A 16,977-nucleotide genomic window follows, 5' to 3' on the forward strand; every position below is an offset into this window, starting at 1 on the left:
TTTCACCCGTTTAACAAATCATAGAAGTTTGCATGCTCTAAATATTCTTGCTCTAATAGTAGAGTGCTCAAGCGCTTGCAAGCTGCAATTTGCGGCTTTAAAAACTCCAATTGCTCTTCATAAAGAACGCTTAAAGACTCTTTTGTAGGGGCCAAAAGAAGCTCACTGGCCATAAATTCATTCAAAAATTTCGCTTTTTGCAAGTCTTGTTTAGACAGACTATAACGCTCCTTATAGAGCAACTCTAAAACAATTGTCCCGCTCAAATACACTTTAATGTAATTTTTAATCTCGCTCTCGCTGTGGATTTTATTTTCATTAAAAGCGATAAATTCCCCTAATAATGGCGCTTTATCAAATTCAATTTCTAGCCAATACGCGCTCAAGGCTTTCGCGCTTTGATACAAAGCGACTAATTCCTTTTGGTTTTCGTCTAAGGTTTGGGGCTTTTTCTTGCCGTAAGCGATCTTGTCTTTCACTTCTAAAATGTCGCTCTCAATGATTTCTTCTCGTTGGTGTTTTAGGGCGTTTAGAGCGCTTTCATTGATTAAAGTCGCTAACATCGCTCCGCTAAAACCCACGCAAATTTTAGCGATCTTAAGGTAATTGAGCGCATGCTTTTTGTTTTCTAACAGCTTTTCTAAAATGCTCTGCCTTTCTAGTAAATCCGGTAAAGAAATGAAAATGCGCCGATCAAAGCGTTTGCTCCTTAATAGCGCTTCATCCATCACTTCCATTTGGTTAGTCGCTCCTATCACCACCACCTCATCGTTTTGTAAAAACCCATCCATTTCGGTTAAAAGCTGGTTGAGCGTGGCCTCTCTTTCATCGCTCCTATGCCCTCCCCTAGCCTTACCCAAAGCGTCAATTTCATCAATAAAAATAATAGAGGGGGCATGCCTTTTAGCATGCATGAAAAGTTCATGCACTTTTTTAGCCCCAGCCCCCACATAAATTTGAGAAAACGCGCTCCCGCTTTCATAAAAAAACGGCACTCTGGCTTCACTCGCTAAGGCTTTAGCGATCATGGTTTTCCCCACTCCAGGAGGCCCGATTAAAAGCACGCCTTTAGGGAGAAAAATCCCTAAATCCTGGTATTTTTTAGGGTTTTTTAAATAATCTATCACTTCTAATAATTCTTCTTTAACTTCATCCACCCCTGCAATATCTTCAAAACGCACCCCTAGCGCATCGTATCGCTGGAATGCATTTTCCAATTCGTTTTTAGTCGCGCTTTCTAAACTCATTTTAGTGTCCAATCGTTTAGGCAAGCGCCAAAAGATCCCAAAAAGCATGCTAGAAATGAAAAAAAGCAACGCTAAAAAGATTTTAGAAACCTTGCTTAAATTTTCTCGTTTTTCTATGGGCATGTTTTCTGGGATTTTATAGGCTCTTAAAAAGGCTTCTTTGTTGGTTTTATAAAGACCCTTGTTAGCATAAAAATAATTTTCATCTTCAATTAGAGTTTGCTTAGGGTGAGATTGGATCACATAAAAAAAGTCCTTACCCGATATGAGCCTAGAAACATCGCTCAAAACTAAAAAAAGGAGCAAACAAAAAGTAAGGATCAAAAACCCTAACGCCAACACAAGCGAGCGGTTTTTGATGCGTTTAAAGGGAGCGGTGAGGTTTTCTAAAAATTTAGAAAACGGCATGGTTTTCCCTCTCCTTAATTTCATACTCTTTGATTTCTAAAAAACTAGCCCTTAAAGGCTTATCGCTTTTGATTTTAATGGGGTTAAAAAATTGATCTAAGGCTTTAAATTCGCCGTCTTTTTGCGCTTCCACTAGGGCTTTTAGGGGCGTATTGAGCTTGAGCTGCAATTGCCTGAACGCCTTATTTTTATGAAAAATCAAATCTTTAATCGCATTCAAACGCTTTTTAGAATCTTCCAAACTCACGCTATCATGCATCAAACTAGAGGGGGTGTCTTTTCGTTTGCTGTAAATAAAAGGGTGGACGTGCGTTAAAGGCAAGCTTTCTAAATTTTTAAACGCTTTTTCAAAAACGCTTCCGCTCTCGCCCGGATGCCCTACAATAAAATCCGTGCCGATAGCAAAATTCTTGGAAGCGATTGTTTCTAATAATTCCCTATCGCTTTTGGTGCGGTTTCTTCGGTTCATCCTCTCTAACATGAAATCATGGCTGTGCTGTAAAGCGATATGCAAATGTTTTTCTAAAAAATCCTCTTCTAAAAGCTCTAAAAATTCATCGTTGATTTGATTAGGCTCTAAGCTCCCAATCCTTATGCGTTTTAATCCAGCAATCTGGCTTAATTTTTTAATCAATCGTGCGATATTGCTTCCTCTATCTTTCCCATAGCTCCCCACATTGGTGCCGGTTAAAACCACTTCTTGAACCCCTTTAGAGCATAAAAGGCCCACTTGATCTAAAATTTTCCTCTCTTCAAAACTCCTAGCCCTCCCTCTCACGCTTGGGATAATGCAATAATTGCAATCAAAATCACAGCCCTCTTGGATCTTGATAAACGCTCTAGTTTTTCCCACAAACTCGCTCACCATCGTGGTGTCTAAGTGCTTGTTTTCTAAATTGTCATCTATAAAAAAACGCTTTTTTTCTTGTAAAAGCGCATTAATCTTTTCTTTATTGTCATGCCCAAAAACGCCCTTTAAAAACCCTTTTTCAAAAAGCTCTTTACCTTGAGTTTTCACCCCACAGCCAGTAAATAGCACTTCCTTATCCAATCGCGCCATTTTTTTAGCGTAACTCCTTACCGCGCTATCGGCCCCATTGGTTACGGTGCAAGAATTGATCACAATAATATCGGCTTCTTGTTCTTCTAAGGTCGCGCTAAAATCCTTCAAATTCTCGCCCATCACTTGCGTGTCAAAAAGATTCGTCCTGCACCCAAAAGTTTTGAAATAGACTTTTTTCATTTTTGTTCCCTTTTATTCCCAAAACCATCGCCTAGAGCATCAGCATCCACTTTAAGCAGCTTGCTGGTCGTATAAGCGATATGGATATTTTCTTCTTTCAAAAAAGCTTCAACAATTTCAGCCACAATCTTGCTCCTTAAAGACATGGTCGCATACGAATTGGTTTGATACCACACCGAGATCTTTATCCCGTTATTTTCAGGCATCAAAAAACATCGAGGCTTGACGCTCAAACTCCTTAAAGAATACCGGTCGCGCATTTTATTGAGCTGTTTATAGGTAATATCCGTGTATTCTTTAGACAATTCTGTAGCGATGTTGAGCGCAATTTTAGAAGCTTTTTTAAAATCAGAATCAAATGTAATGCAAAAATCCACCCCATCCCAAACCGTTTTCATCCCAAAATGGCTGTAATTAGCAAACATGGTGGTGAAAATATAATTATTAGGCACAAAAATAATCCGGCCCGCTCTCCTGTTGTTCGTGTAAGTGGTGAAGGTTACATCTTCTAAAATCGTAATGTGCAACATAGAAATATCCAACACATCGCCAATAAAAATATCCGTCCCCTTAGCGATACGCACCCTATCGCCCACATGCACGCTCCCCCCAATCAAAATGATAAACCACCCGAGCAAGCTCATGAACAAATCTTTCATCGCGATCGCTAAGCCCGCGCTCGCAAAGCCTAAAACCGTTACCAAGTAAGTAACGTTTTCTAAATAAGAAAAAAGAAAGATCAAAATGATCACGCTCACATTCACGAAGTTAATGGCTTTATTCACGGTATAGACGCGCTCATTATTTTCAATATATTTGCTGGAAATAATTTTTAAAATCCACGCAAACACCACGCTCAAAAGGGCCGCTAAAAACACATAAACCAATTTAAAAAGCTGGTTTTTAACTTGAGATTTGACAATGCTTATAGCTTCATCGCTGTCTTTTTGGAAAATCCCGATCGTGGTTTTTAGAATGTTTTGAGCCCCTTGCAATTCCAGGCGTTTGGCTTGAGTTTGATAAATCTCATCGCTTAATTTCGCGCTTTTATCCAAAGCGTGCCATTGATTTAAAAGCTGGTGTTTTTGATCTAAAAGCTTTAAAACTTCTTCTAAAGCAGTCTGGTTTCTTTTAAGATTTTCATGCTTTAAATGCATGCTTTTAATGAAAGAAATGCCATCAATGATTGCAATAGGGTTAGCGATATTAGGGATATTGGGGATATTAGGGCGCTCTATCAAATCCTTAAAAGGATTGACCCCATAGCTTTCAAACATTTTTTGTTGGGACTCTAAAGCCTTTAAGGTATGCTCTAAGGTGCTAATCTTTAATAAATCCTTGCTTTTTTTGTTTTTTAAACGCCTTAATTCCTGCCTCACGCTCTCTTTTTCGGTATAAATTTGGTTGTAGATCTTATAGTTTTCAAATTTCTTCAACCACACGTTATCGTCTTTGGCGAGTTTTTTATCCACCAAAGCCATTTGTTTTTGTATGGATGATAATTCTTGGCTTTTATCTTCTGCTTGTAAAAACAAAAAACAAAAGAATAATAATACCCTTAATGCCATTTTTCTAACACCTTTAAAATCGTTTCTTTAGGGATATGAGAGGCAACCTCAAACGCTCCAATACCTTTAGGCAGAATGAATTTGATTGTCTTATTTTCGCTTTTTTTGTCTAAAAACAAGCGTTCGTAAAATTTTTGAAGATCAAGGATTTGATAATTGAATATCAGATCAAATCTTTTCAATAAATTTTCTATGCGTTCGTATTCTTTTAAAGTGAGCATGCCTAAAGAAAGGGCTAAATCATTAGCCATGCGCATGCCAATAGCGATCGCTTCGCCATGCAAAAATCGCTCATAATCAGTCTCTTTTTCTATCGCATGCCCAAAGGTATGCCCATAGTTCAACCCAGCCCTGATGTTTTGCTCTTTTTCATCTTGAACAACGACTTGAGCTTTGATACTGACGCTTTGAAAGATTACTTCTTCTAAACAATCTTTTAAATCCTTTGTTTCTAATCTTTCTACCAGGTTTTTATCAAAACACACCGCCATTTTAATGATTTCAGCCACCCCTGCTTGAAATTCCCTTTTTTCAAGGGTTTTTAAAAAAGCTAAATCAATATAAACCGCTTTAGGCTGATGGAACGAACCGATTAAATTCTTGCCATAAGGCGTATTGATCCCTGTTTTCCCCCCCACGCTCGCATCCACTTGAGAAAGTAAAGTCGTAGGGATATTAATAAAATCAATCCCCCTAAAATAAATACTGCTCGCAAACCCCACCATATCGCTTATCACTCCCCCACCAAGGGCTATCATTAAAGAATGGCGGTTTAATTGCATTTCAAAGGCGTTGTTTAAAATGTGCTCTAATGAATGAAAATTCTTGTATTTTTCCCCAGACTCTATCACGCACACTCTGACTTCTAAGGCTTTCAAGCGCTCTAATAAATACGATAAATGCAACCCAGATACGATGCTATCGCTAATGATGAGCGCTTTTTGTTTCAATTTTATTTCAGGCAGTTCCCCCAAAAACACTTTATAGCTTTTTTCTTTTAAAGGGATTACAATTTCTTGCATTCTTTCACTCCGCTACAGGGATAAAAATTTGAGGGTGATCATCGTTTAAAAACGCTAATTTTTCCACTTTAGTGGATAAAAACCACCAAAAGTGCGTGTGCGTGATACACTCTTCAAAAGGCATGAAATGCAAAATGGGATTTCTTAAAGAATTGAGATACATGATAGGATTTCTAATATCGGTTTGGAAAATCTCAATCTTGCGGTTGAGCGTGTTGGCTAAATTTTCATAATGATTGACAATCTCGTTTTTATAGCGCTTGTTAGGGTCAAAATCATAGAGCAACAAGCCCAAATCCATTTGCATAGACACATCAAAGATCACTGAAGACATGTCCTCATTAATATCCAAGCTTTCATTCAAAACCACCACGCTTTGAGAGGTTTTAAACAAGCCGGAAGTGTTGGTTTTATAAACTGGGGTGGCTGTTTTATACAAGGCTTTTCGGTGTTTTTTAGATAAAAAAAGCTCTCTGCCTACCACAATCAAACCCATTTTTTTCTGGTGGTCTTCATGGAGTTTTTGGATAAAACTTTTCCCGTAAAAATCAAAATTCACTTCAATGCTTTCGGTTTCTAGCGCTAAAAATTTATGGTAAAACTTAGGGCTAGTGGGGTGTAAAACCTGGATATAGAGCTTGTAGCTCTTTAAACGTTTGTGCAAAAACAAGGCTTGATACACATCGCGCATCATCGCTTTTCTGCTCTGCAAGCACATATCAATATATAAATAAATGCTCTTGCCAAAGGGGGCTGGGAACTGCCCCACATTGCTTTTGACTTGATGATACACCACATTCAAAATTTCAGGATTACCCGCTACTAAGAGAATGTCTCGCGGCTGGATAACCAAAGACTTAGTGGCAAGCAACAAAGCATCGTTGCGATAAAGCCCTACAATCCTGTATTCTTTTTGTCTGATAGAGCCAATGTGTCTGTAAGCAAAAATGCTCCCAAAAGGCACATCAATCTCCATGATCTCGCCCTTGCCTAACCCAAACTCTCTAGGGGTGCTAGGGATATTAGGCAAACGAGAAATGAATTTATTGGCTAAAACTTCAAATTCATCAATCAAAATAAGCTTTTCATCTTTATTTTCTTCATTATTCTCTAAAGTTTTTTCACCATCTCTTTTCACGCTCAAAACCACGCGCATGCGTTTGAAATGGGTTTGAATGATTTTATGAATGATGCGCTGTTCTTTAAAATCTTGTATGATTAAAAACGCGTCGCTCACCTCATCGTTTAACACTTGCAAAAGCCTGAAACTAGAAGTCGCATCAAAACAATGAAAAGCGAAAGTGCTCGGGTAGTTTTTAGGGATAAGGCTCTCATTTTTGACAACCACTATATAAAAATTATGATTAGAATAATGCCTTAGCACCAAGTCTAAAAAATTTTTTGCTACAATGCCATCTAAAATAAGGGCGATTTTTTTCAATTCCAAACTTCCTAAAAAATGATTACGCCATTATATCCAAGATTAAGGCTTAAACGATGGATTTTCAACTCCAAGCGACTGACAAACACGCGCGAGCTGGTCTTTTAAATTTAGCCCATTCTCAAGTAGAGACACCCATTTTTATGCCAGTAGGCACGCAAGGCTGCATCAAATCTTTAGACGCTATGGATATGCAAGAAATTTTAGGCGCTAAACTCATTTTAGCCAACACCTATCACATGTATTTAAGGCCGGGTGAGGAAGTGGTTGAACAATTAGGAGGCTTGCATCGTTTCGCTCAATTTCAAGGGAGTTTTTTAACCGATAGCGGAGGGTTTCAAGCCTTTAGTTTGAGCGGCAATGTCAAATTGCAAGAAGACGGGATTATTTTTAAATCCCATATTGATGGGAGCAAGCATTTATTCACGCCCACTAAAGTTTTGGATATTCAATATTCTTTGAATAGCGATATTATGATGGTTTTAGACGATTTAGTGGGCTTGCCCGCTCCCTTAAAACGCCTTGAAGAATCCATTAAAAGAAGCGCCAAATGGGCGAATCTCAGCCTAGAATACCACAAAGAAAAAAACCGCCCCAACAACAACCTTTTTGCCATTATCCAGGGCGGCACGCATTTGAAAATGCGAAGCCTTAGCGTGGGATTAACGCATAGAGGTTTTGATGGCTACGCTATAGGCGGTTTAGCGGTGGGGGAAAGCGCTGATGAAATGCTAGAAACGATCGCGCACACCGCCCCCTTGCTCCCCAAAGACAAGCCTCGCTACTTAATGGGCGTAGGCACGCCTGAAAATATCCTAGACGCTATCAGTTTAGGGGTGGATATGTTTGATTGCGTGATGCCCACCAGAAACGCCAGAAACGCCACCCTTTTCACGCATTTTGGCAAGATTTCTATCAAAAACGCGCCCTATAAATTGGATGATACCCCTATTGAAGAAAATTGCGCTTGTTATGCTTGCAAACGCTATTCTAAAGCCTATTTGCACCATCTCTTTAGGGCTAAAGAACTCACCTACGCTCGTTTAGCCAGCTTGCACAATTTGCATTTTTATTTAGAGTTGGTTAAAAACGCCAGAAACGCCATTTTAGAAAAGCGGTTTTTGAGTTTTAAAAAAGAATTTTTGGAGAAATACCACTCCCGCTCTCATTGAATGATGGAATGCAAAAATACTAAAAAGCGTTTTTTACCATCAATAAAAGTTTTTCTTCAAATAAGGCTTTAGTTTTTAATTTTTCATTAAAACAAAACCCTATCTTTGATAAATTTCAGGGTGGGTGCTTTTAAAACGCCTGTGGAACCAAAAATAACTTTCTGGGTGGTTTCTAATCACTTCTTCGCACAAACTCGCTTGGGCTTGCGTGCATTCTAAAATATCGTTTTCAGCGTTATCGGTGATTTGAGAGCGGATACTTTCGTAATAGGTCGCTGTGTAATGCGAATAATCGTCATTAAAATCAATGAATACCGGCTGGATGTCTATATTGTAACGGCGCGATAAAATAGAAGCGATCGTGGTGTGCGTAGCGTCTTTATTGAAGAATTTCACCACCACCCCATCTTTAGGCGCAACATTTTGATCCACTAAAATCCCCACAAGGCCATTGCCTTGATTATACATTTTAATGAGTTCTTTCATCGCTCCCACTTTATTGACAAAACGCACCCCAAACGCTTCTCGCCTACTCATAATCATGTGATTGATGGGAGCGAATTTAGTCAAACGCCCCAAGCACCCCCTACCATAGTCCTTATAATATTGCGCCAAAGTCGTGCCTACCGCTTCCCAATAGCCAAAATGCATGCATAAAGTGATCGCTTGGCCTTCCTTGTTTAAAGACTTCCATATGTTTTCTTCATTGATGAGCGTGAAACGAGAGTCGTATTCATCTTTAGGGATAAAGATCACCCTGATGGTTTCTAAAATAATGAAAGCAAAATTTTCATAACCCTTTTTAATAATCCTTTTTTTCTCTTCTTCGCTTTTAGAATCCCCAAACACAAAATCCAAATTGGCTTTAGCGTCAAAATAACGACGTCTATCAAAAGTTTTCATGAGCCACGCTACCGATTTAATGCACCTTAAAAACCACAAATGGGGCATTTTGGCTAAAATAAACCCCAAAATATTCACTAAAGATTCCACGATAAAAATACTCAAAATGCGTAATTCCGTTTTCAAACCCTTGTCGTCTTGGTTCAATATTTTTTCGTGTATGAGTCGTTCTTTATAAGTCATTCTTTTTCCTTTAAGATATTTAAAACGCATTCTTTAATTTTTTTAGGCTCTATATTTTGGATAGAAAAATCCTTTTTATGGTAGTTGGCGTTTGAATTACCGGTGAGCGAAACGTTGATCGGGCTTTCTAATTTAAAACGCTCCATGGGCGTGTTGCCATAAAGGGTGATGCTAGCTTTTTGCAACGCCCATGCTAAATGCGTAATACCCGTATCGCCCCCAATGATCAAATCCATTTTAAAAAGCAACGCCTTAACCTCGTTTAAAGTGAGTTTGGGGAGCAATAACACATCGCATTGGTTTTTTAAAGCGCCATAAAGCGCATTAGCCTTATCTTCATCAGCATGCCATAACAAGCAAATTTGAAAATTTTCTAACGCTAACGCCAGCTCTTTAAAACGCTCTGTGGGGTAAGTTTTATTGATTTTAGAAGTTTCTAAAACAAAAAGGATTTTTGGTTTATTTTGATTCAAATTTAACGCATTGATTTTTGGAGAATCTTGGTAAGAAAACACTTTAAATCTAGAGTTTAAACTCTCTGAAATTTCTTTTTCTGGCAAGTTTAGGGCTTGAGAAAGGAGCGTGAAATTACGCTTTAAAACAGGCTCATCATAAGCTATAGAAACTTTTTGCGAGTAAAAAAACGCGCTCAAACCCTCTCTAGCCGAAGCGTAATCAAAGCCGACTTTTTTAGGGGCTTTTAACATTTGCGTGATGAGGGCGGATTTGACTAGGCCTTGCATGTCAATGATTATATCGTATTCATAAGCCCTTAAAGATTTAAAAAGTTTGAAAATCTTCAAAGGGTTAAAGGTTGTAAGCGTACTTTTTAAAGCGATGGGGTGTAATTTATCAATATAGGGGGAATGCTCTAAAATCGCGCCAAATCTTTCATCCACGAACCATTCTATTTGAGCGTCAGCGAAACGCTCTTTAATCAGCACTAAAAACACCGCGCTCACGATAATATCTCCGAGCGCTGAAAGCCTGACAATCGCTATTTTCAAGCAAACTCTATCGTCAAAGGAATGGGCTTAACGAGTTTGGGGAGCATCTCTTTAGCTAGGTAAAGCGTATCGTTAGAATGGATCACAAGCTTGTTTTTTTCTAGCGTGTATTTTAGATGATGGCTGTCTGTCAGGCACAAATTTTCGGCTAGAGAAAGGATAAAACTCAGCCATTGTAAGGTTAAAAGGCTTGGCATCATCGCGCTCATGTGGGCGATAGTGTTGTCTTTAGGGATTTTTTTATGGCTGAATTGGGCTAATAAGCAAATGATCGCTCTATCCTGGTGGCTAAAGCCATAACTCAAAGCGTTTAAAATGAAATACGCGCTGTGCTTGTGGGCTAAATAGACGCTTAAAATCTTACCCATGCTCGCTAATTCCCCCGCAATCTTTAAATGGAAAAGGTATTTTTCATCTATTTTATGCAAGGGCGATAAGGCTTCAAACAATTTCACGCATTCTTTTTTGACCTTTTGACTGTGCTTTTCATGGGGTAAAAAGCGATCTTTTAAAGAGATGAGAGAGGGGTTGATATTGGGGGGGAATTTATGGTAATGGTGGCGCAATAAATCGCTCAAAAACACGCCTTCTCTCACCCCCACCCCACTAGTGATCATTAAAGAAGTTTTTAAATGCTCCAAAACGACTGATAGAATCAACGCTCCGCTCCTGATACTATCCAAACGCTCTTCATTCACCCCCAAAAGCCGTAATTGATCTTCTTTGAGCATGACAATCTTTTCAATGAACGCTAAATTTTTATGTGCATCTATTTCATAACCATGCAAAGAATCAATAGGGTAATCAAAGCGTTTCATCAATACCTTACTCAACGCTCTGATCGTCCCCCCCACCCCAAAGGCGTTTTTGTGCTTAAAAGGCAGTTTAGAAACCTCTTTTTGGATAAAGGCTTTAGCCAATTTGACATCTAAGTCTTTGTCTAAAAACATTTCTTTAATGCGAATCGTCCCAACATCAAGCGAGATTAAGTCCTTAATCTTGCCTTTTTCAATTAACGCGCACTCGGTGCTACCCCCTCCAATATCTATCGTGATCCCTGAATTTTTATGCAACAAATTCGCGCACGCGATCCCGCCATAGAGCGCTTCTTTTTGCCCATCAATGATTTTGATTTGCAAACCGCAAGCCTTTTTCACCCTCGCTACAAACTCTAACCGATTAGGGGCATCGCGCACCGCTGAGGTCGCCACGCACAAGATTTTTTTGCTTTTGTATTTGAGAGCGATTTCTTTAAATTCGCTCAAGGCTTTAACGGCTCTTTGCATGGGGATTTCTTGCAAGATTCCATTAAACGCATAACAGCCCTCTGAAATCCTAACCTTGGACTTAGTCTCAAAAAGCAAGTAAAACCCAAACTGGCTCGTCTTTTTAAAGACAGCCAAACGCACTGAATTAGAGCCTATATCAATCACGGTTGTGATTTTAGCCATTGCTAGCCTTTAATCTCGCTCTTGTAAGCTTTCGTATTTGTATTTCAATTCCTCTGTGCTCTCTGCATTGTTAGGATCCGGCAAAATCGCATCTACAGGGCATACGCTCACGCAACTTGGCTCATCAGAATACCCGTAACACTCCGTGCATCTGTCTGGGTCAATATTATAAATAGGATCGCCCTCTTCAATCGCCTCACTAGGGCATTCTTCTCTGCAAGCATCGCATGCAATGCATTCATCATTCACCAATAATGACATGACTCACTCCTTTTAAAAAGTTTGAATACGATTTTTACTCTAAATTAGCTTAAAATTCAATCTAAAAAGACTATTTTTTTTTGATTATAAGAATGGGGGCTAATTTCTAGCACGCCTAAAACCCCTAAATCTTTTAAATGAGTGTAATCTGGCTTGCGGGTTTCTACAAACACGCTCAAGCCCAAACGCCAAGCGAAATCTATCATACCTTTTAGATCTTCTTTTAAAAGCTCTTCATCTAAAATGACCCCATCAGAGCCTTGAACAAGCGATTCTAAAAGCTGGTAATGGCTGATGAAAAGATCCTCATGGACAATCAAAGAACTCGCATGGCGGCGCAACAACCCTAAAACTTCTAAATCAAACACGCTTGGCACGCCTATTTCGTATAATCCTTTGAAATTGACAATGACGCAATCGGTGTGGGTGTTTTCTTTCAAAAGCGTTTCTAAAACCTCATCAGGGGTTACAAAAACACAATCTTTAGTTTGAGGAATGACTCTAGGCAAGTAAGGGTTATACGACAGGCTTTTACCCAGCATTTCATAAGAAAGCATGCCCTCTTTTAAGGCTAAGCTTTTTTGTAAATTTTCTAAAATCCCTATTTCTTGCATTCTTGAATGATCTTATTGTGTTCTTTCAATTCAGGTTCGGCTTGGATAGACTCTTTAGCGATGCTAGAAAAGATTTTTTTAGCCTCCAAACAATTCCCTAATTTGTAATAACCCCATGCTAAAGAATCCAAATAAAGCACTGATCCAGAATCCAACGCTAAGGCTTTCCTCACAAAATCCATGCCCCTTTTAATATCCATGTCATAATCTATTAAGGAATACCCTAAAAAATTATAAAAGAAAGCGTCTTGCGCGTCTTCTTTATCTTTAGTTTTAGCAAGCCATGCTTGGCGCTCTTTGGTGGCTTGCTCTAATTTTTGAATGATAGGCAACATCTCTTCTTTGGTGAGTTTTTTATTTTTCGCGCTCAAGCTTTCATAATGATAAATCGCCTCTAATCCTAAGAATTTAGGGTCTTTTTTTTCTTGATAGATCAAAGAAGCTTGTTTGGAAGCTTGATTGAATTTTTTTTGCGCGGTGTATAAATCCAACAACAAACGCCTGTCAAAAGGGAATAATTCTGCGATTTTCTGGGCCTTATCAAACTCTTTTAACAAGATTAATACCCCTATGTAAAATTGGGCGTTTTGAACAATAGGGTTTTTTTCATACAAACGAGCGAAAGTCGTTTTAGCCAAATCAAGCTCGTTAAATTGCGTGAAAGTGTTGAGCGCTTTTTGGCACAATTGTTCTGAGCAACCATACCTGTCTATATGAGATTGCAACAAATCCAAGCCCTCTTTTTTACGATTTTGCAAAAAATAGATCGTAATGAGTTTTTCTAGGCTGTCTTCATCATGCACTTGGTTATAAAACTTATTCAATAGCGGGAAAGCCTTATCCAAACGCTTTTGAGTCAAATACAAAGTCCCTAACACATTGTCTGTGGCTATGGTCTTTTCTTCTTTACGGATTTTATGCAGCAATTCAATCGCCTTATCAATCTGCCCCATTTGCGCATAGCCATCCACTAAAATCTTATTGATAGAAACATCGTTACGATTATTGGTGATTTTTCGATAGAGCATGGCTAAATACATAGCGGTTTTAATGTCCCCTAAGCTCGCTGCTGAAATGGCCGCTTCTTTAGCATACACCACCTTATTGGTTTGCTTATAGAGATTCATATAGCCTTTTTGAGCGGCGGCAAAATCCCCTCTATGGAAAGCGTCTGAACTCAACAGGATTTGATGGTCTTCTGAAAGGGTTTCAGCCTTAAGGCAAGAAAACAAGCTAAAAAGCAATATATTTGCTAAAAATCTTTTCTTTGTTTGAATATCCATTATTTTATTTCCTTTTTGTGTCACTATAATGAATTTTAGCGCACTTTAGTTTCTTTGGTTTTTGGTGTAATGCCCGGACAGCTTTGACAAAAAGCTTCTTTTTGCTCTTTAGAGAAAGTTTTCACGCTCTCCCAAAAAGGAAAAGTCTGGCATTGTTTAGGGCGCACGCTATAAATCTGGCATTTTTTGGTTTCTAAATCCAAAAACACGCACGCCAAACCCAACTCTTTAGCGTCTTTTTCTAATAAAGAGAACTTATACCCTACCTTTTTAACGTATTTTTGACTAAATTCTTCTAATTCTAATTTTAAAAAAGCGCTAATTTTTTGCATTTCTTGGATATTTAAAAAAATATACCCGCTTTCCCCCACGCAACACTTTGCCCCACAACCCTCGCATGCCTTAGGGTTAAAACTAAAATCAAAATCTTGCATTAAACTACCCCTATCCTATTGGAGATCAATACTCACGCTAAATTGCACCAACAACCCTTCATCATCTTTAGAAATTTTTAAGGGCAATTGGCTTTGAGCGCTCGGTAAATACTTGTTGATTAAGGTGAAAAAAAGATAGGTCTTTTCTAATTCGCTCGCTCTGGCCATGATAAAAAATTGGGTTTTTTGAAGGGGGTTTTGAGAGAGCAAGGGTTTGATTTTATAGGCATCAAAACATTTTTTTAAAATCTTTTCTAAAATCCGCCTGGACTCTTCATCATTAAAAATCTTTAACAAGGATTCGCTTGTTTCTTTTTGATTGCGGTAATTGGTTAAGGCTGTTTCAAAATGCCTTTGCGCGTATTCTAAAACGCTTTTTTTACGATTTTCTTCTAAAAGGATTTTTTTTAGTTCCAGCATGTTAGGCCATAGAAAATACTCGGTATTCAACCAACCAAATAAGGAAAAAACCCCTAAAAAAACAAGGTTTTTGATGATAAACCCCACATCGCCTGATTGCTCTCTGTCTAAGTGTGAAAAATGCAATGGCTTCATTTAATAGACTCCGGGTTTTTTATCAATAAGGAATTAGAAAAGTTGGTGGAGACAAAATTAAACCACCCATCGCTTAAGGGGAAAAATTCCGCCCTAGAATAATCAAACATGGGGTTTAGTTTGTTTTGAAACAAAAAATAAAAAGCTTCTTTAGAAGGGGTTTTACCACTAACCACCACGCTTTGCTGGTCTATTTCAATGCTATTAATAGTGATGGAATCCGGCACAATATTCAAAAGCCCTTGCAAAACATCTCGTATATCATCGTTGTAATTCAAACGCTTTTTGGCTTCTTTAATGAGTTTTAAGGTTTCATCAGTCTTAACCTGCAAGCGGCTGATTTCATGGCGGTAGAGCCTTTCTTGGATCGTCAAACTAGACGCGTTGTCTTGAGTGCTTTTAATAGCGTTGTGCATAAACCACACTAACCCCCCTATTACCACAAAAGATAAAAAAATGTAAAAAACCCAAATTTTAGAAAGCTTGCTGATAAGGTATTTCGCTCTTGGCTCAATATAGCTAAAACGCATGCTTTTCATTCTCCATGCGCGCTAAAATGTTCAAGTGCTCCACTAAAGAAAAATCAAGCCTATCCACTTCTATCATCAAAGTTTCTTGCAAATGCATTAACGCTTTGTGGTGGATTTGACAGCTGTCTAAAACAACCACTTTTTCTACAAAGTCTATCTCTCTAGAATGATAGACGCTGCGCAATCCCTCTTGCAAAACACCTGCAATTAAGGGGATATTCGTCATGCCTTCAATCAAACTATAAGCGTCCTCTGTTATTTTTTCGCTATTATCCTTACTGCTGTCTAGGCCTATCGCTTCTTCAAGGCTGTCAATATCTTCTTGGATTTCACTCAAAAACAAATCCACAGCCTCATTATCCATTCCCATAGAATCTTCTTCTTTGCTCTCTATAAACTCTTCAGGTTGTTCTTCTAAAAACACGGATTTGGCTAAAAAAATCTCTTTTTTATCCGCAATCAAAAAATAAAATCTTGAACGCTCCAAAAGCAAATACAACAACGGCTTATTTTCTAAATTATCGCGCACAAAATCATAAATAAGGCTAAAAGGCGAAAACAAAAAATCCACATCCTGGATTTTAAAACGCTTGAAATCCTTTAAAAAATCCTTAGATTCCACATAAACGCAATACTTTTGATTGACTTCGCAAGCATGATAATCTTGATTTTCTTGTTTGATTTGTTCAAACGCCTGCTTTTCGCATAAAACCTCTTTAGCTTTACTCATCGCGCTGAAATAAGTGTAGGGGTATTTTTGGCTATAAGTTCTGGCGATTTTTAAGGCTTGAATAGGGACTTCACCATTTTTAGTCTCCACTTTAGTCTCAAAAGTTTTAAAAAATTTCTCTTTAATGCGATCGTTTTTGATCCTTATGACTTGAGTGGATAAAAGATTGTGATCCACATTAAAAGAGATATACACTTGAGAGCAAAACCTCTCTTTAAGCACTTTTTTTAACCCTTTAAGCACCCAAACCCCTTTGAAATTCTTCAAATCCAACAGAATCCATGCGCGTCTTTAAATATTCTTTAGCCTTTGAAAGCTCCCATTCTTTAGGGATAATCACAGATTCTAGCATGTAATAATGCACTTCGCTAAAAGGCTTAGGGATTTCAAATTGATCCCAAGTGTTCAACCGCCATGCGTTTTTACAAACCACCCGACAAGCGCTAATCCCCACGCCTGATTTTTGAGCTAAAGCGATCACCCCATCCGCTACGCTGTGTCGTGGGCCTTTGGGGCCATCAGGAGTGATAGCGACATCGCAACCTTCTTTCAAACGCTTAAGCCCTTCTATCAAAACCTTAACCCCCCCTTTTTTGCTAGAACCTCTAATGTTTTTAAAACCAAAGCTTTCAAACAAACCCGCCGCAATAGAGCCGTCAAAATGCTGGCTGGCGATCACATAAACAGAAGGTTTTTGAAGCCTTAAATACGCAAACCCAATCATCCCAAGCTCCCCATGCCAACAGCTTACAATAAAGGGTTTTTCTTTTAAATTTTGAGCTAAAAAATAGCGGTTTTTACAAGTTTTATGCAACAACCAAAGGACTCTAAACGCCAAGCGCGGGATAACCTTTAAAACGATATTTTTCCTGAAAAATTTTAAGCTCAATTCTCGCCTTTAAACCCGCTCTTCATTGGTTATTTT

General features: G+C 38.5%; 17 protein-coding genes. 1 reads left to right on the forward strand and 16 read right to left on the reverse strand.

What is annotated here, in order from left to right; genetic code table 11:
• Nucleotides 1-2 precede the first annotated feature (2 nt).
• The 5 genes from CXY28_RS01455 to CXY28_RS01475 are packed head-to-tail and all read right to left on the reverse strand — an operon-like array spanning nucleotide 3 to nucleotide 6,929.
• A complete protein-coding gene (locus CXY28_RS01455; protein WP_100965617.1) occupies nucleotides 3-1,655 on the reverse strand; it encodes an AAA family ATPase in 1,653 nt (550 codons plus the stop codon).
• Nucleotides 1,642-2,898 (reverse strand): tRNA (N(6)-L-threonylcarbamoyladenosine(37)-C(2))-methylthiotransferase MtaB, encoded by a 1,257-nt coding sequence (mtaB, locus tag CXY28_RS01460; protein ID WP_100979243.1) that lies wholly within the window; start codon nucleotides 2,896-2,898, stop codon nucleotides 1,642-1,644. Before mtaB ends, CXY28_RS01455 begins: the two co-directional genes overlap by 14 nt.
• Nucleotides 2,895-4,466 carry a mechanosensitive ion channel family protein gene (locus tag CXY28_RS01465; RefSeq protein WP_100979244.1) on the reverse strand — a complete coding sequence of 524 codons (1,572 nt, stop codon included), beginning with the start codon at nucleotides 4,464-4,466 and terminating at the stop codon, nucleotides 2,895-2,897. Before CXY28_RS01465 ends, mtaB begins: the two co-directional genes overlap by 4 nt.
• On the reverse strand, nucleotides 4,457-5,488 hold the full coding sequence (gene aroB, locus CXY28_RS01470) for a 3-dehydroquinate synthase (RefSeq protein WP_100979245.1): 1,032 nt from the start codon (nucleotides 5,486-5,488) through the stop codon (nucleotides 4,457-4,459). Before aroB ends, CXY28_RS01465 begins: the two co-directional genes overlap by 10 nt.
• A 4-nt stretch (nucleotides 5,489-5,492) precedes the next feature.
• The gene (locus tag CXY28_RS01475; RefSeq protein ID WP_198542585.1) at nucleotides 5,493-6,929 is read right to left on the reverse strand and encodes a COG3400 family protein; all 1,437 of its coding nucleotides are present in this window, start codon (nucleotides 6,927-6,929) and stop codon (nucleotides 5,493-5,495) included.
• A gap of 56 nt (nucleotides 6,930-6,985) precedes the next feature.
• On the opposite strand from CXY28_RS01475, the gene tgt reads away from it, so the two are divergent.
• Nucleotides 6,986-8,101, forward strand: coding sequence for a tRNA guanosine(34) transglycosylase Tgt (gene tgt / locus CXY28_RS01480; RefSeq protein ID WP_100979247.1), 1,116 nt, complete (start codon nucleotides 6,986-6,988; stop codon nucleotides 8,099-8,101).
• 99 nt (nucleotides 8,102-8,200) lie between these two features.
• On the opposite strand, the gene CXY28_RS01485 is transcribed toward tgt, so the two are convergent.
• The 11 genes from CXY28_RS01485 to CXY28_RS01535 are packed head-to-tail and all read right to left on the reverse strand — an operon-like array spanning nucleotide 8,201 to nucleotide 16,941.
• Nucleotides 8,201-9,187: a lipid A biosynthesis lauroyl acyltransferase gene (locus CXY28_RS01485; protein WP_100979248.1), complete on the reverse strand. Its 987-nt coding sequence runs from the start codon at nucleotides 9,185-9,187 to the stop codon at nucleotides 8,201-8,203.
• Complete coding sequence (gene waaC / locus CXY28_RS01490) at nucleotides 9,184-10,194, reverse strand: lipopolysaccharide heptosyltransferase I (protein ID WP_100979249.1); 1,011 nt, start codon at nucleotides 10,192-10,194, stop codon at nucleotides 9,184-9,186. Before waaC ends, CXY28_RS01485 begins: the two co-directional genes overlap by 4 nt.
• Nucleotides 10,191-11,645 (reverse strand): Ppx/GppA family phosphatase, encoded by a 1,455-nt coding sequence (locus tag CXY28_RS01495; protein ID WP_100979250.1) that lies wholly within the window; start codon nucleotides 11,643-11,645, stop codon nucleotides 10,191-10,193. Before CXY28_RS01495 ends, waaC begins: the two co-directional genes overlap by 4 nt.
• 9 nt (nucleotides 11,646-11,654) lie before the next feature.
• The gene (locus CXY28_RS01500; protein ID WP_000055471.1) at nucleotides 11,655-11,906 is read right to left on the reverse strand and encodes a YfhL family 4Fe-4S dicluster ferredoxin; all 252 of its coding nucleotides are present in this window, start codon (nucleotides 11,904-11,906) and stop codon (nucleotides 11,655-11,657) included.
• Between the two features lie 56 nt (nucleotides 11,907-11,962).
• The gene (locus CXY28_RS01505) at nucleotides 11,963-12,520 is read right to left on the reverse strand and encodes a beta/alpha barrel domain-containing protein (RefSeq protein WP_015643911.1); all 558 of its coding nucleotides are present in this window, start codon (nucleotides 12,518-12,520) and stop codon (nucleotides 11,963-11,965) included.
• Nucleotides 12,508-13,803, reverse strand: coding sequence for a tetratricopeptide repeat protein (locus CXY28_RS01510; RefSeq protein ID WP_100979251.1), 1,296 nt, complete (start codon nucleotides 13,801-13,803; stop codon nucleotides 12,508-12,510). Before CXY28_RS01510 ends, CXY28_RS01505 begins: the two co-directional genes overlap by 13 nt.
• A gap of 35 nt (nucleotides 13,804-13,838) precedes the next feature.
• Complete coding sequence (locus CXY28_RS01515) at nucleotides 13,839-14,237, reverse strand: YkgJ family cysteine cluster protein (protein WP_100979252.1); 399 nt, start codon at nucleotides 14,235-14,237, stop codon at nucleotides 13,839-13,841.
• A 15-nt stretch (nucleotides 14,238-14,252) separates the two neighbouring features.
• Entirely contained in the window at nucleotides 14,253-14,792 is a 540-nt protein-coding gene (locus tag CXY28_RS01520) for a hypothetical protein (protein ID WP_024117819.1), read from the reverse strand.
• The gene (locus CXY28_RS01525; protein WP_001212813.1) at nucleotides 14,789-15,322 is read right to left on the reverse strand and encodes a hypothetical protein; all 534 of its coding nucleotides are present in this window, start codon (nucleotides 15,320-15,322) and stop codon (nucleotides 14,789-14,791) included. Before CXY28_RS01525 ends, CXY28_RS01520 begins: the two co-directional genes overlap by 4 nt.
• Nucleotides 15,312-16,295 (reverse strand): hypothetical protein, encoded by a 984-nt coding sequence (locus CXY28_RS01530; protein WP_100979253.1) that lies wholly within the window; start codon nucleotides 16,293-16,295, stop codon nucleotides 15,312-15,314. Before CXY28_RS01530 ends, CXY28_RS01525 begins: the two co-directional genes overlap by 11 nt.
• The gene (locus CXY28_RS01535; RefSeq protein WP_100979254.1) at nucleotides 16,288-16,941 is read right to left on the reverse strand and encodes a lysophospholipid acyltransferase family protein; all 654 of its coding nucleotides are present in this window, start codon (nucleotides 16,939-16,941) and stop codon (nucleotides 16,288-16,290) included. The genes CXY28_RS01530 and CXY28_RS01535 overlap by 8 nt, the downstream gene beginning before the upstream one ends.
• Nucleotides 16,942-16,977 lie beyond the last annotated feature (36 nt).

The sequence above is a fragment of the Helicobacter pylori genome (genome assembly GCF_002832345.1).
GTDB lineage: Bacteria > Campylobacterota > Campylobacteria > Campylobacterales > Helicobacteraceae > Helicobacter > Helicobacter pylori_CP.